Source organism: Achromobacter sp. 1012554356 (assembly GCF_059760815.1).
The window spans coordinates 1-13970 of sequence record NZ_JCBANC010000055.1 but is presented as its reverse complement, the minus strand read 5'-3'; the positions used below and the strand labels follow the sequence as shown (position 1 = coordinate 13970).

Annotated in this window: 12 protein-coding genes; 6 read left to right on the top strand and 6 right to left on the bottom strand. The window is 66.6% G+C overall.

Features of this window, described 5'->3' with window-relative positions; all coding sequences use genetic code 11:
• The first annotated feature begins 62 nt into the window (after window positions 1-62).
• Window positions 63-569: a sigma-70 family RNA polymerase sigma factor gene (locus AC6LJW_RS23175; RefSeq protein ID WP_056560499.1), complete on the top strand. Its 507-nt coding sequence runs from the start codon at window positions 63-65 to the stop codon at window positions 567-569.
• On the top strand, window positions 566-1543 hold the full coding sequence (locus AC6LJW_RS23170) for a FecR domain-containing protein (protein ID WP_498088354.1): 978 nt from the start codon (window positions 566-568) through the stop codon (window positions 1541-1543). Before AC6LJW_RS23175 ends, AC6LJW_RS23170 begins: the two co-directional genes overlap by 4 nt.
• Before the next feature lie 22 nt (window positions 1544-1565).
• Here AC6LJW_RS23170 and AC6LJW_RS23165 read toward each other — a convergent pair whose 3' ends face one another.
• Together AC6LJW_RS23165 and AC6LJW_RS23160 are read right to left on the bottom strand one after the other, a co-directional pair.
• Window positions 1566-4010: a TonB-dependent siderophore receptor gene (locus AC6LJW_RS23165; protein WP_498088353.1), complete on the bottom strand. Its 2445-nt coding sequence runs from the start codon at window positions 4008-4010 to the stop codon at window positions 1566-1568.
• Window positions 4011-4106: 96 nt separating this feature from the next.
• Window positions 4107-6560, bottom strand: a complete 2454-nt coding sequence (locus AC6LJW_RS23160) for a mechanosensitive ion channel domain-containing protein (protein ID WP_498088352.1) — start codon at window positions 6558-6560, stop codon at window positions 4107-4109.
• Window positions 6561-6931: 371 nt separating this feature from the next.
• On the opposite strand from AC6LJW_RS23160, the gene AC6LJW_RS23155 reads away from it, so the two are divergent.
• On the top strand, window positions 6932-7906 hold the full coding sequence (locus tag AC6LJW_RS23155) for a Bug family tripartite tricarboxylate transporter substrate binding protein (protein WP_498088351.1): 975 nt from the start codon (window positions 6932-6934) through the stop codon (window positions 7904-7906).
• Between the two features lie 127 nt (window positions 7907-8033).
• On the opposite strand, the gene AC6LJW_RS23150 is transcribed toward AC6LJW_RS23155, so the two are convergent.
• Complete coding sequence (locus AC6LJW_RS23150; protein ID WP_056570536.1) at window positions 8034-8639, bottom strand: TetR/AcrR family transcriptional regulator; 606 nt, start codon at window positions 8637-8639, stop codon at window positions 8034-8036.
• Window positions 8640-8865: 226 nt separating this feature from the next.
• Between AC6LJW_RS23150 and AC6LJW_RS23145 the strand changes: the two genes are divergently transcribed.
• Entirely contained in the window at window positions 8866-9492 is a 627-nt protein-coding gene (locus AC6LJW_RS23145) for a hypothetical protein (protein ID WP_056570534.1), read from the top strand.
• Between the two features lie 58 nt (window positions 9493-9550).
• On the opposite strand, the gene AC6LJW_RS23140 is transcribed toward AC6LJW_RS23145, so the two are convergent.
• From AC6LJW_RS23140 to AC6LJW_RS23130, 3 genes are read right to left on the bottom strand one after another with little or no spacing between them, the layout of a single operon-like run.
• Window positions 9551-9871: a hypothetical protein gene (locus AC6LJW_RS23140; protein WP_498088350.1), complete on the bottom strand. Its 321-nt coding sequence runs from the start codon at window positions 9869-9871 to the stop codon at window positions 9551-9553.
• Complete coding sequence (locus AC6LJW_RS23135; protein WP_056570530.1) at window positions 9858-10364, bottom strand: 2-thiouracil desulfurase family protein; 507 nt, start codon at window positions 10362-10364, stop codon at window positions 9858-9860. The genes AC6LJW_RS23140 and AC6LJW_RS23135 overlap by 14 nt, the downstream gene beginning before the upstream one ends.
• Window positions 10365-10411: 47 nt before the next feature.
• Window positions 10412-12247, bottom strand: coding sequence for an NYN domain-containing protein (locus AC6LJW_RS23130; RefSeq protein WP_498088349.1), 1836 nt, complete (start codon window positions 12245-12247; stop codon window positions 10412-10414).
• A 109-nt stretch (window positions 12248-12356) separates the two neighbouring features.
• Here AC6LJW_RS23130 and AC6LJW_RS23125 point away from each other — a divergent pair, with 109 nt between their 5' ends.
• Together AC6LJW_RS23125 and AC6LJW_RS23120 are read left to right on the top strand one after the other, a co-directional pair.
• Complete coding sequence (locus tag AC6LJW_RS23125) at window positions 12357-12932, top strand: GNAT family N-acetyltransferase (RefSeq protein WP_498088348.1); 576 nt, start codon at window positions 12357-12359, stop codon at window positions 12930-12932.
• A gap of 180 nt (window positions 12933-13112) precedes the next feature.
• Window positions 13113-13970, top strand: an 858-nt coding sequence (locus AC6LJW_RS23120; protein ID WP_498088347.1) for a motility protein A, incomplete at its 3' end; no start/stop codon positions are given.

Below are 13970 nucleotides of genomic sequence, written 5' to 3'. Positions count from 1 at the left end.
CAATGCGAAATACTCTTATTTGCATTTGTGCGATCATGTCCCGCATGAGCGCGATTCGGGCCATGACGGCGAACACCTCAGAACACCAACAACAAGTCCACGCGCTGTATCGCGATCATCATGGCTGGCTGCAGCAGTGGCTGCGGCGCCGGCTTGGCAACGGCAGCGACGCCGCCGATCTGGCGCACGACACGTTCACCCGCATCCTCGCCTCGCGCCTGCCCGCGCTGCTGAACGAGCCGCGCGCCTACGTGACAACCGTGGCGCACGGCATCCTGGTCAACTGGTACCAGCGCCGCGATCTTGAACGCGCCTACCAGGAAGCGCTGGCAGCATTGCCCGAGGATCTGGCGCCCTCCCCCGAACACCAGCTCATCATCCTGCAGACCCTGCTGGAAATCGATGCGATGCTGTCCGCGCTGCCCGCCCCGGTGCGGCGCGCGTTCCTGCTGTCGCAGGTGGAAGGCATGAAATACGAAGACATCGCCGTTCGGCTGGACGTCTCACTCATCACCGTCAAACGCTACATGGCGCGCGCCTTTCGGCAATGCCTGGCGTGCATGGAATGAACGCCAGGCATCCGGTGGCCGTCATCAGCGGCGATATCCTCGACGAGGCCGCGCAGTGGCTCGTCGTGATGAACGACGAGCCGGTATCCGACAATGACCGCCGCGCCTGGCTGGCATGGCGCGCCCGTAGCCCCGAGCATGAAGGCGCGTGGCAGCGCGCAGAGCGACTGCTGGCGCAGCTGGGCGAAGCGCCTGCGGCGCTGGCCATGCCCGCGCTTGACCGACCGGCGAAATCCCGCCGCGCCGCGCTCGCCAAGCTGGCGGCGTTGTGCATTGCCGCTCCCGGCGGCTTGGCGGCTTGGCGGCTGGCCCAGTCCGAAGGTTGGACCGCCGACTACCGCAGCGCCGCGGGCGAACTTCGGCAGATCACGCTGGCCGACGGCAGCCGAGTCCGGCTGAACACGCACAGCGCCATCGACCTGCGCTTCGACGCCAGCCAGCGCCTGGTCGTCTTGCGCAGCGGCGAGATCTTCATCGAGACCGCAGCCGACCCCGCGGGCGCACGCCGGCCGTTCCGCGTGCAGACGGCAGAGGGCATCTTCGAGGCCTTGGGCACCCGCTTCAACGTCCGCCAACAATCGGGCGAGACACAGCTCGCCGTGCTGGAAGGCGCCGTGCGCGCCACGCCGCGCCGGGACGGGGCCGATGCGCGCGTCATCCAGGCCGGCGAGCAGACCGTGTTGCAGGCCGGCGTCGTAGAGCCGGCCCGCGCGCTGGACCCCGCCATCACGGCCTGGACGCACGGCATGCTGCTGGCGGACGACATGCGCCTCGCCGACGTCATCGACGAACTGGCGCGCTACCGCAGCGGCATCTTGCGCTGTTCCCCCGAGATCGCCGGATTGCGCGTGTCGGGCACCTTCCCCGTCGGCAACCCCCAGCAGGCGCTCGCCATGCTGGAGGCGACCTATCCAGTGCAGATCGCCTCGCGCTTCGGGGGATACTGGACGACGGTGCTGCCGCGGCCCCACTGAGGCGCGCGGCTAGTCGCGGCCGTCACCACTTGTACGACACGTTCGCCATCACGCTGCGGCCGGCACCCAAAAGGCATGCCGTGTTCAGGAAGCAGCCCGCCACGTAGTATTTGTCGGTCAGGTTGCGCACGTTGATCGCGGCGCTCAGGCCGCGCAACGACGAGTTGGCGCGTCCGAAGTCGTAACCGACCATCGCATCGACCAAGGTGTAGGCAGGCACCTTGAAGGTGTTCTGCGCATCGCCAAACGTCGTGCCCGTATAGCGCACCCCCGCTCCCATCGTCAGACCGCGCAGGGCGCCCGACTGCAGCGTGTAGTCCGTCCACAGCGATGCCAGGTGACGCGGCACGCGCACCGGCACCTTGCCCTGGTTGCTGAGACCGGCAAAGTTGGGGTTGTCCTTGGTCACCTTGACGGCGTTGAAGGTGTACGAGGTGATGACGTTCAGCCCCTCGATGGGACGCAGCACGCCCTCAAGCTCGATGCCGCGCGAGGTCACCTCGCCTTCCTGGACGTTGAACGACGTGTTCTGCGGATTGGGCGTCAGCACGTTCTGCCGGCGCAGATCAAACGCGGCCAGGGTCACATAGCTGTCCGAGCCCGGCGCCTGATACTTCACGCCCACTTCATATTGGCGCGCCGATTCGGGCTTGAATTGCGCGCCGTTGATGTCGCTGCCCGTCAGCGGCGTGAACGACTCCGCATAGCTGGCGTACGGGAAAAAGCCGCTGCCGAACGTGTAGCCCAAGGCCACACGGCCCGAGAAGTCCTGCGCCGACGTGTCGGTGCGCGTATCGAGCAGGCGATTGCGCGCGCGCTGGTTGGCCCAGTCGTAGCGCCCGCCCAGCGTGGCCACCCAATTGTCCAGCTTGATCTGGTCCTGCACGTAGGCGCCGATCTGACGCGTCGTGTCGGCCGTGCTCAGCCGCGACGTGTAGCGCGACGTGTCGATGCGCACGCTGCGGTCCGGACGAAAGATGTTGATCGATGGCGCGTTGCCCGTCTGCGAGTCGGCGCTGCGGTCGCTGTACTGGTAGTCCACGCCGAAAAGCACCGTGTGATCCAGCGGCCCCGTCGAGAATTTTCCGACCAGCCGGTTGTCGATGGCGTAGCTGTCGCTATCTTGGTCGCGCAGCTGATAATAGCGCGCGATTGTGGTGCCATCGATGACGCCGCTATTGCGAAAGAGCTGGTCTACGTAGCCCGTGAAGTGCGTATAGCGGGCGTTCTGCTGAAACGTCCAGGCATCCGAAAACGCGTGGCTGAACTCGTAGCCGATGCTGGTCTGCTCGCTTTGCTCGCGGTCAAACCCCGGCTCATTGAGCGAGCGGTGGCGCGGCACGCGTCCATTGGGATTGGAGCCATCCAGCACCGAATACGGCAGGTTGCTGGTGAAAAGGTTGCGGTTGCGCTGATACGACGTCAACAGCGTGAACGAAGTGCGCGCCGACGGCGCCCACGTCAGGCTCGGGGCGACGTAGATGCGGTCATCGGGAATGCCGTCGATGGCGCTGTCGGCGTCGCGGCCCAGCGCAACCAGCCGATAGGCCAGCGTGCCATCGGCATCCAGGACATCGCCGATATCCATCGCGCCCTGCACCAGGTCGTGGTTGCCTACCGACGCCGTGACCTCGCGGTGCGATTCGAACAGCGGGCGCTTGGACACGAAGTTGATCGTGCCGCCCGGCGAACCCTGGCCATACAGGACCGACGACGGCCCCTTCAACACCTCGATACGGTCCATGCCAAATGGCTCCGGCGAGAAATACCCGGTCTGGTTGTTGCGCAAGCCGTCCGTGTAGGCATTGGTATTGATCTGCTGGAAGCCGCGCACCATCAACGTGTTGTCGGTCGGGTTGTCGCCCGAAACATTGCTGTGCACGCCGGCGGTGTAGCTCAAGCCGTCGCTGACGGTCTGCGCACCCTGGATCACCATGCGCTCGCGCGTCACCACCGAGATCGACTGCGGCGTCTCCATCAGCGGCGTGTCGGTCTTCGTGGCCGTTGATGCGCTGCTTACCAAATAGGGGTTGGCGCCGTCGTAGGCACCCTTGCCGGTCACCGTAACGGTGGGCAGCATCGCGGCTTCGTCGCCCACGGGCCGCCGGCGCAAGGTGTACGAACCGTCAGCACGCGCGGCCATTTCCAGGCCACTGCCAGCCAACAGCCGGCGCGCGCCCTCGGCAGCCGTATACCCACCCGACAAACCGGCGCTGCTACGCCCATCGGTCAGCGCCGGCTCGAACGCCAGCGCAATATCCGCCTGCATCGCAAACCGGGCCAGGCTGCTGCCCAATGGCCCCGCGGGAATGTCGAACGTGTGGCGGGCATCAAGCTGTTGCTGCGGCGCGGGCGCCGGCTGGGCCACGGCCAGCATGGGCATGCCGGACGCAAGCGCGGCCGCCACGCAGGCGGCGCCCAGCGTCAATCCGTGACTGGGACGTTTGGGAAAAGCGGGAATTTGCATGGTGCAGCGACCTCGATCTGGTGGGTTCTATTTCCCATGCCAGCCGAGAAAGCAAAAGGTATCACTGCCCATGCAAATATTTTTTTTCCGATTAGCCTAGGTGCGGCGGGGTTCCGTACGCGCCGGGTTGGCTTCGGCCGCTGCTTCGGCCCCTGCTTCGGCCTCCGCTTCCGCCTCGGCCCGTGCCTCCAGCTCATTGCCCAGCACCTCGGCCGAATCCTCGTTGCTGGCTTCCGGCTTCAGGCGGCGGCGCGTATGGCCCGCGGCGCGCGCGCTGTCGCCCTCGTCCACACGCTCGGCCTGCACGTGCACGTTGGCCGGCGGCGCAAAGCCGCGCTTGTCCTGCCCGAAGTAGACCACCGTGTGCGGGTACGGCAGCTCGATGCCCGCGGCGTCGAAGTGCTTCTTGAGCAGGCGGTTGTAGCCGCGCTGCACCGCCCACTGCATGCCCGGCGTGGTCTTGATGAGGATGCGGATGGTCACGCCCTTGTCGTTGACCGCCGTGACACCCGCCACCGTCATGTCTTCCAGGATCTCCGGTCCGAGCACCGAATCGGTCATCAGCTCGGCAAACGCCGCACGCAGATGCTCGATGGCATCGTCCACGCTTTCGCGATGCGCGATCGTGTACTCGCCCAGGTGATACGAGAAGTCACGCATGTGGTTGGCCACCACGTCCACCGACGAGAACGGCACCAGATGGTAGCCGCCGTCCAGCGTGCGGATGCCGACCGAGCGGATGGTCATCTTCTCGACCGTCCCGAAAACGCCCGCCACCTGCACCACATCGTTTTCGTTCATCCCGTTCTCAAGCTGGATGAAGACGCCCGTGATGATGTCCTGCACCAGCTTCTGCGCGCCAAAGCCGATGGCCAGACCCACGACGCCGGCGCCCGCGATCAGCGGACCGACGTCGATGCCAATCTGCGACAGCAGCACCATCAGCGTCATGGTCACGATGACGATCAGCGCGGCGTTGCGGAACAGCGCCAGCAACGTGCGCTCGCGCGCGCTGGGCATGCCCCGTTCTTCGCTCTGGCTCAGCCGGTGTTCGATGATGCTGGCGATCACGGTCCAGGCCAGCATCGCGATCATCAGCACGATGACGATATTCAGCACCACCTTGATCGCGGCCGCGCCGGCGTCCGACGCCAGCCAGCGCGACAGGTCAAACGCCCGCCACGCGTCCAGGATCAGCAGCACGATGACGATGCGGATGATCCAGCCCACCACCTTCAGCGCGGCCGGCACGTAGGCGTTGACGCGCGCCTCCAGCAGCGGCAGGCGCCGCCGCAAGTCGTCCGACAGACGGATCGGCTTGGCCAGCACCGCGTTCAGCAACAGGATCAGCAGGCTGCCCACGCCGATGACCAGCAGCGTCTGCGCCGTGGCGCGGGCCATGAACGGCAACGCATCGGTCGGGTCGACCTGGCTGACCACCAGCAGGATCGTGAAGTAGACGATGCCCAGCACGTGCCAGATGCGCGACAGCAGCCGCAGCCGCGATCCCATGAACGTGGCCGCGCCCGCGGCCCGGCGGTCCAGGCGTTCGCGCACGGCCTGCCGGTTATGCCAGATGACGCGCACGGCGTAGACGTACACCGCGAGCATGATGAGCATCGTGGTCAACCGGCCCAGCGCCGGCGACAACGCCGCCGCCATCACGGGCCCGACCACCAGCGTGCCGTAACCCGCCGCCGCCACAATGCGCACCAGCCACGCGTTCCAGTATTTGGCCAGCTCGTCCGACATCGGCAACAGGCGCAGATGCGGATGGCGCACGGCGAACACCGTGCGGATCAGCACCTTCACGATCTCCACCGCCACGAAGGCCTGCAGGAACAGCGAGGCCAGTCCGTCCAGGGTGCCGCGCCCCGGCGTGCTCCACAACGCCGCCGCGCCGCCAGCCATGGCGGCCAGCAATACGACGGCAACGTCGATCGCCAGCGCGCCCACGATGGCGCCAGCGCGGCGCGTCAGCACCTTCATGGACGCCGGCCTGCCGCGCACGGGCGCCGTGCCGGTTTCGCAACCGTGCTCGGCCACCCAATGGTCGATCCGCGTGTAGATGCGCATGGCGATCATGCGAAGCAGGATGAAAGCGATGATGGTCGCTGCGGCGGCCAGGGCCAGTGGCAGCAGCGCGCTGCGCGCCTCGCCGCTGTCCATGCGCAGGTTCTGGCCCGAGGCCAGCGCGCGCATGTCGTCAACGCCCTGCCCCATGTCGGCCGCAACCCCGGTCAGGAACCGCTGAACGCCGTTGGCCATGCGCTCCTGCAACGTCGGCTCGGCCGGCGTGGCGGGCGTCGGCTTCGCCGCTGTGGTTTTGGATGGCGGGGCGCCTGCGGCGGCCGGTTTGTCTCCTGCCGCCTGCGCACGAAGCTGATCGATCAGGGCTTGGCGTGCTTGGGGATTGTCCAGCAAATCGGCCAGCGCGGCGGGCGTCAGCGCCGACGGTGCGGCGGCAGGTTCGGCCGCCGCCGCCGGGGTCAAGAGCGGAAACGCCGCCATGGCCGGGGCATGCCACAGGAACGATAAACAACTCAGCATCGCCGCCAGCAGCCAGGCCGCCAGCCAGGGCCTTTCCCGTCTGCGCCGCCAGGAAACGGCGGCATGGTGGCGGGATGGAAGGGATCGGGATGCTGTCGTTGCGGATCGAACCACTAATAAATCTCCTGTGCGATCAGGGCAGGGACGCCGGATAAAAAAAGGAGCCGGCAACTTGGGGGCGCGGCTTGGGCGATGGCCACATGATAAAGCCCATGGTCTGTCCCCTTTAGCGGCGGCCGGGCCTTATCGCTGGAAGCAATAAACAAGCGGCGATTAATTCGTTGGTCCCGACCGCTTAAGTGATTAGAGTCCAACGCCGCCATGCCCGCGCCGCATTCCGACAGGCGCGCGCCCAACCACGAGTCCGCTTCATGACCACCCGATTCCAAGCTGCACGCCGCACCACCCTGCTCGCCCTTGCTCTGGCCGTCGCCGGCATGGGCGCCGCGCAGGCCGACCAACGCGTCATCCGCATCGTCGTGCCCTACGGCACCGGCGCGGTCCAGGACACCATCGCGCGCGCGATCGGCGACGAACTGGGCAAGGCCCTGGACGCCTCCATCGTGATCGAAAACCGCGCCGGCGCCGGCGGCACCGTGGGCACCGCCCAGGCCGCCCGCGCCAAGCCCGACGGCAACACCCTGGTGCTGGCCGCCGCCAGCCACAACATCGCCGGATATCTCTATAAGACGCTCAGCTACGACCCCTACAAGGACTTCACGGGCGTCGCCTACATCGGCAACACCGGCTACATCATCCTCGCGTCGGCCTCGCTGAACGCCAAGAACACGGCCGAATTCATCCAGGCCGTCAAGGCCAAGCCCGGCGCCTACGACTACGCGTCCGCCGGCAACGGCAGCGCCTCGCACCTGGGCATGGCATCGTTCTTGACCGCCGCCGGCGCGCAGATGCAGCACATCCCCATGAAGTCCACCGGCGACGCCGTAACCGAACTGCTGGCCGGCCGCGTCCAGGCCGTCACGGCTGCCACCATCGGGGTGACCGCGTACCGCAACGATCCCCGCGTCACGTTCCTTGCCTACACCGGCAAGGCGCGTTCACGCTTCGCCCCCGACCTGCCCACCGTCGCCGAAAGCGGCCTGCCCGGCTACGCCTTCGATTCCTGGCTAGGCCTGCTGGCTCCGGCCGGCATCTCCGCTGCGGACCGTGACCAGATCAACGCGGCGGTCAATAAGGTGCTGGCCGATCCCAAGGTGCAGTCGCGTTTGGCTTCGCTGGGCGTCGAAGCCGAAGCGAAGTCGGCGGCGCAATTTCAAGAGCTGCTGAAGGCGGACTATGAAGCGGCCGGGAAGGTGGTGGCGGCTTCCGGGGCGCGTGTGGAGTAAGGGCGCGATTGCGCACGAATGGCATAGCCGGATCCAGCTTTCCGACAAATCAGCCCCCCCTCTGCCGAGCTTTCGAACTATTCGTATTTCCAGGGTTGTGCGGATTTAATGAAACCACCTAGCCCCCCTACCGCCTACGCATCCCATCCAGCAGCAGATCCGTCATGAACTCCGCCACCGCCTGCTGCCCGGCCGCGTCGGGCAGCAGGCGCGTGAAACGTTCGATGATGGCTATGAGCGACTGGCCGAACCACTCGGGCGATATTTCCGGGCGGAAAAGTCCCGCTCGCTGCTCCGACCTGACGTTTTCGGCGATCAGGATGACCAGTTCATCCTTGAGCGCCTCGGCCGCTTCGGCTTGGAAAAAGCCGATGCGCGTGAGGTTTGGGTCTTCCTGCAGGATGGCGAGCAGTGTCCCTATGCCCTGCCGGATGCGGTTCACCAGAGCTTCGCCCTGCAGGTGGCCGGGAAGCCGTGCCTCGCTGATTGCCTGGCGCAACCGCTGGGCGAACAGCCCCACCAGCTCGTCATAGGCCGCTTGTTTGCTGGTGAAGTATTGATAGAACACCGGCTGGGTCACGCCGGCGCGGGCGACGATGTCGCTGACCCGGGTGTGCTGGAAACCGCGTTCGGCAAACTCGGCCGCGGCGACGGCCAAAAGCTGTTTGCGCGTGCGTTCGCCCTTGGTAAGACGCTTGTCCTGGGACGCTGTATTCGGTAGTGCCGTGATCATCGCAAAAAAATACTACCGATCCCCTGATTCCGCCACTGGCCGCGAGACCAATTTGCGGCACCCTTGATGGTTCATTTCACTGCGTTTCGCCCGTCACCCTTCTGAAATCAGTTGAAATTCCCGTAGCGTCTGGGGACATTCTTCTCGTGTCGGCCGAGCAGTACATTACGCCTATCGCCCGGCCTGATGGCAAGGTGCCGGCGCCGGGCGGCCGAGGAGCAAGATCATGAAGCGGTTTATTGGCCGGGTGACGATGGCGGCGTTGGTGCTGGCGGTTGCCAGCGCACCCGCAATGGCGGGCGGACGCGGCGGATATTGGGGCGGTTATGGCGGCGGCCATCATCATTACCGCGGCAGCTCGAACGGCTGGTGGATCGGCGGCGCCGTGGCGCTGACGTCGGTGGGTCTCATCGCAGCCAGTTCAAGGCCCGGATACGTGCGGACCGGCGTGTATTCGTCGGGGGTGGGTTATACCAGTCCCCCCCTGTACGCCGCACCCGTCGCCATGCCGGTATACGGCACGACGGTCTACCAAGCCGCGCCGGTGTATGACGCCCCCGTTTACCAGGCGCCGCCGGTGTACAACGCGCCCGTCTATCAGGCGCCGCCGGTCGTTTATCCCGTGCCAGTGGCCGTCCCGGCCAACCCGCCCGTCGTATACGCCCCTGCGCCCCAGGCCGAAATCGCGCTGGCCGATGCCTCGTACGAATGCCGGCGCTGGGCCATGAACGAAAGCGGCCATGACCCGTCCAACATCACCCCGTGGACGACGAAGGTCATGATCGATTCCTACAACCGCGCGCGGGATTCCTGCATGGAAAGCCGCGGCTACCGGGGATACCGCGCCTACTGACGCGAGCGTCCGGCTATTCCGGATACTGTTCGGCGGCGGCGCGGCGCCAACTGTCCTGTCAGCGCCGCCAGCCGCGCCAGGCAAACATCAGGCCGGCGGCCAGCAACACCCCGGCCGGCAGCACCCAGACGAAGCCCGAATCGGTGTAGACCACCTGCTCCACGGAATCGTAGTAGCGGCCAAGCTCGTTGAATTCCCAGCGCAGATACTGCGCGTACCAGGCGTAGAAGAAGACGGCGGAAAGCGCCAGGCTGACCAACGCGGCGGTCCGGGCAAGCACCCGGCTGCGGCCAGCATGCGCCAGGACCTTCCAGGCCAGATACCCGCCACCGGCCACCGCGGCCAGCACCATCCAGTCTCCCGCCTCAGCGAGCATCATCGGCCTCCAACTGCGCCAGAAACGCTCCGGCTTCAGCCCATTGGTGTTCGCTGAACACGTACAGGCCCGCCTCGCGCAGCAGTTCTGCGGTGACGCCCACGCCGGGCTGGCGGCGGCCCGCAAAATGGCCGTCGTAGACGTAGCCGCTGCCGCAAGACGGACTGCCCTCTTTCAGCACGGCGATGCGAATGCCGTGCGTCTGCGCAGCGGCCAGCGCCTGGCGTGCGCCGTGCACGAAGGGCGTCGTCACGTCGTCGCCCGTCACCGCCACCACACGCCCGTTTCCGGCCAGCACCGAGGCCGCGCTTCTACCCGGCTCGATTTCCGCCGGGGGGCGTGGGATCGGCATGCCGCCCGCCACCTCCGGACAGACCGACACTACACGCCCCTCCCGCAGCCAGCGGGCCAGGACGGCATCGTTATGCGTCACGCCGCGTCCGTCGTATCGCACGGGGTTGCCCAAGAGGCAGGAGCTGATCAGAACATGGTGCATGGGACGGCGGGATCGGGGGCCGGCAGCGGCCCGGGCGATCACCGATCTTAAGCCGAGTCGGTTTTCTTCGCGGTTTTGCGCGGCGCCGTCTTGCGGGCCGCGGTTTTGCGTGCCGGTTTTGCGGCCGTGCCGGTCTCGGCGGCGGGCGCCGTCGCGGGCGCCGCGCCGGCCGACGTGCTTTCCGGTTTGGCCTGCGCCTTGGGCGTGGTCTTGCGGGCGCCCCGGGCAGGCTTGGCGGCGGACTTGGTGGAAGCAGCGTCGGGAGCAACTGCGGGAGCGGCTTCGGAAACGGCTTTAGTAGCCGCTTCCGACCGACGCGGCGCCCCGGCGAAGGGATCTGGCGCCTCGCCGCGGCGCTCGCGCTCGGTCTTCGCCGGCGGCGCGGCGAAGGTCCAATCGGCGACATTCACGACGGGTGGCGGGCCGGAGACCAGCGCCGACTGCGGCGGCGGGGGAACCGGCCGTGTGAACGCGGGCGGCGCCACGTCGTCGCGCTTGCTAGCCGGCGCGTGTCGCTTGGACGACGCCTGGCGCCCGGACGATTCTGGCGGTTCAGCCGAAGTCTTCCCTTCGGACGGCCCCTGCCCCTCGACCGGCTCACGCGGCTGAACGGCATCTTCACCCGACCCGGAATTCCCGGACTGCCGGGCATCATCGCCCGTCCTTGACCCGCGCCCCCGGCGGCCCGAGCGGCCCTGCCGCCCGTTATCCGCCTGTCTGGCGCCGCGCGGCGGCGACGAGACGTCGGCAGAATCCTCGCCAGCAATCTGACCCGGCGCCTGCGACACATCCAGCACCGTGCCGCCTTCCGTCTGCTGCGGCGCGTCGGGCTGTTTCCAGGCATCCGCAACCTCGGCGGAACCCTCCGACGCGGTCACGGTCGCTTCCCGCTCCGAACCCTCGCCGTGCGAGCCAGCCGTCCGGCCGCCCGCCGTCTTGCGGCCACCGCGCGATTTGCGGCTGTTTCGGCCGCCAGAGCTCGGCGCCTCGCCGACATCGGCCGCCCCGTCAGCGCTCGACGCACCATTCGCGTCGCCAGACGGGTCCGAGGACGCGTCGCCCGAGCCATCACGGTAGACATACGTGCCGGATTTTTCTTCGCGGCCGACCTCAAGAAAGCCGCGCGACTGCGCTTCTTCGAGCAGATTGCCGAACGCGCGGAAGCCGTAGTAGGACTCGTTGAAATCAGGCTTGCGGCGCTTCAGGGCGTCTTTCAGGGCCGATGCCCAGATCTTGCCGCTGTCGCCGCGTTCGGCCATCAGCGCCTCGAAGGTCTCGACGACCATCTCGACCGCGCGCGTCTTGCGCGCGTCCTGCTCTTCCTTGCGGCGGCGCTCTTCGTCGGGCGAGCGGCGCTGGGCGCTGACGCCACGGTTGTCGCGGCGGGCCTCGGCGGTGCGCTGGCCTTCGCGGGCCAGGTCGTCATAAAAGATGAACTCGTCGCAGTTGGCGATCAGCAGGTCCGACGTGGACTGTTTGACGCCCACACCGATGACCTTCTTGTTGTTCTCGCGCAGCTTGGACACGAGCGGCGAAAAGTCGGAGTCGCCGCTGATGATGACGAAGGTGTTGACGTGGGACTTGGTGTAGCAGAAGTCCAGCGCGTCCACGACCAGGCGGATGTCCGCAGAGTTCTTGCCCGACTGGCGCACGTGCGGGATTTCGATCAGTTCGAAATTGGCCTCGTGCATCGGCGCCTTGAATTCCTTGTACCGCTCCCAGTCGCAATAGGCCTTCTTGACCACGATGCTGCCCTTGAGCAGCAGGCGCTCGAGCACCGGCCGGATGTCGAACTTCTGGAATTTAGTGTCGCGCACGCCCAGCGCCACGTTCTCGAAGTCGCAGAAAAGCGCCATGCTGACGTTTTCGTTGGGGTTGTTCATGTTCTCTCCAATGCCGCGGTCGGAAGGCCAAACCAGGCCTGACACCGCCAGAATTCGCCCATGATATACATTTCCGCTTGGTCTCCCCCGTCATCCGCCCCGAGCCGCCATGCCCGACACCCTGCTGCCCCCCGAACTTGTCACCGATCGACTGGTGCTGCGCCCCCTGTCCCTGGACGATGCCGACGCCATTCAGCGCACGTTTGCCCACTGGGAGGTCGTGCGCTTTCTGGCAGACAAGGTGCCTTGGCCCTATCCGGCCGATGGCGCGCGCCAGTTCCTGCAAAACGCCGCCCTGCCCGCCATGCGCCGCGGGACGCAATGGCATTGGTCGGTGCGCACGCGCGCGCAGCCTGACCAGTTGATCGGCGTCGTCAGCCTGATGGACGACGAACCCGGCAACAACCGGGGTTTCTGGCTGGATCCGGCGCATCAGGGGCTGGGTTACATGACCGAAGCCAGCGCGGCCGTCACGGCGTATTGGTTCGACGTGCTGGGCAAACCCGTGCTGCGCGCGCCCAAGGCCGTCGCCAATACCGCCTCGCGGCGGATTTCCGAAAGCAGCGGCATGCGGCTGGTGGGTACCGAAGAACGCGGCTTCGTCAGCGGCCGTCATCCCGCCGAAATCTGGGAGATCACCCGCGAGGAATGGCTGGCGCAGCAGGCAGCCGCGCGGCGGCGCTAGAGCGTCCCCGATTTGCGCCAACGTATCGCTGGCACGCCGCCCGCCTGACTGGCCGATTAAGCCGGCGCTTACCGCCTATTTCGCCCCGCTTTCCGGCGAATTGACCGAGGCCTGCGCTGGCTAGAATTCCCGACAATCCGGCATTCCGCGCGTGGGATGCCATGTTCTCGGGCAAGATCCATGAATCCGTCTACCGTCATCGGCGCCGTTGTCGGCCTGCTCACCCTGATCATCGTGGTGGCGCTGTCCGCCAACGATGCCAGCCTGTACTTCAACCTGCCGGGCCTGGCGATCGTGCTGGGCGGCACCTGCGCCGCGCTGTTCATTGCGTACCCGCTGCAGGAAGTGGTGCGCGTGTTCAAGCTGGTTCGCACCGTGTTCCGCAACGACCAGCACGACCAGCAGCGCGACATCGAGGAATTGGTGTCGATGGCGCAGCTCTGGATGAACGCCGACGTCCACAAGGTCGAGCACGAGCTCAAGAAGGTCTCGAACCCGTTCCTGCGCACGGGCGTGCAGCTCATCATCGACAACACGCCCGAAGACCAGATCATCGAACTGCTGAAGTGGCGCGTGGCCCGTCTGCGCGCCCGCGAGCAGGCCGAGGCCCAGATGTTCCGCGTCATGGCTACGTTCGCGCCCGCCTTCGGAATGCTGGGCACCCTGGTCGGCCTGATCAATCTGATGGCCGTCCTGGGCGACGGCAGCATGCAGACCATCGGCCAGCAACTGGCCATCGGCCTGATGACCACGTTCTACGGCATCCTGCTCGCCAACCTCGTCTGCAAGCCGATCGCGCTGAAGCTGGAACGCCGCACGGCACGCCGCGTCGAGTCCATGAACATGGTGCTGCAGGGCATCTCGATGATGTGCGAGAAGCGCGGCCCGGCCATGGTGCGCGAGACGCTGAATTCCTTCGTCATGCACGTCGAAGACGAAATCTATGACGGCGGCGCCGACGCCAAGCCCAAGACCAAGACGGAAGGCCAGGTCAAGCCCGGTGCAACCGCCCCCGCAGCCGCCCCCGTGTCCATCGCC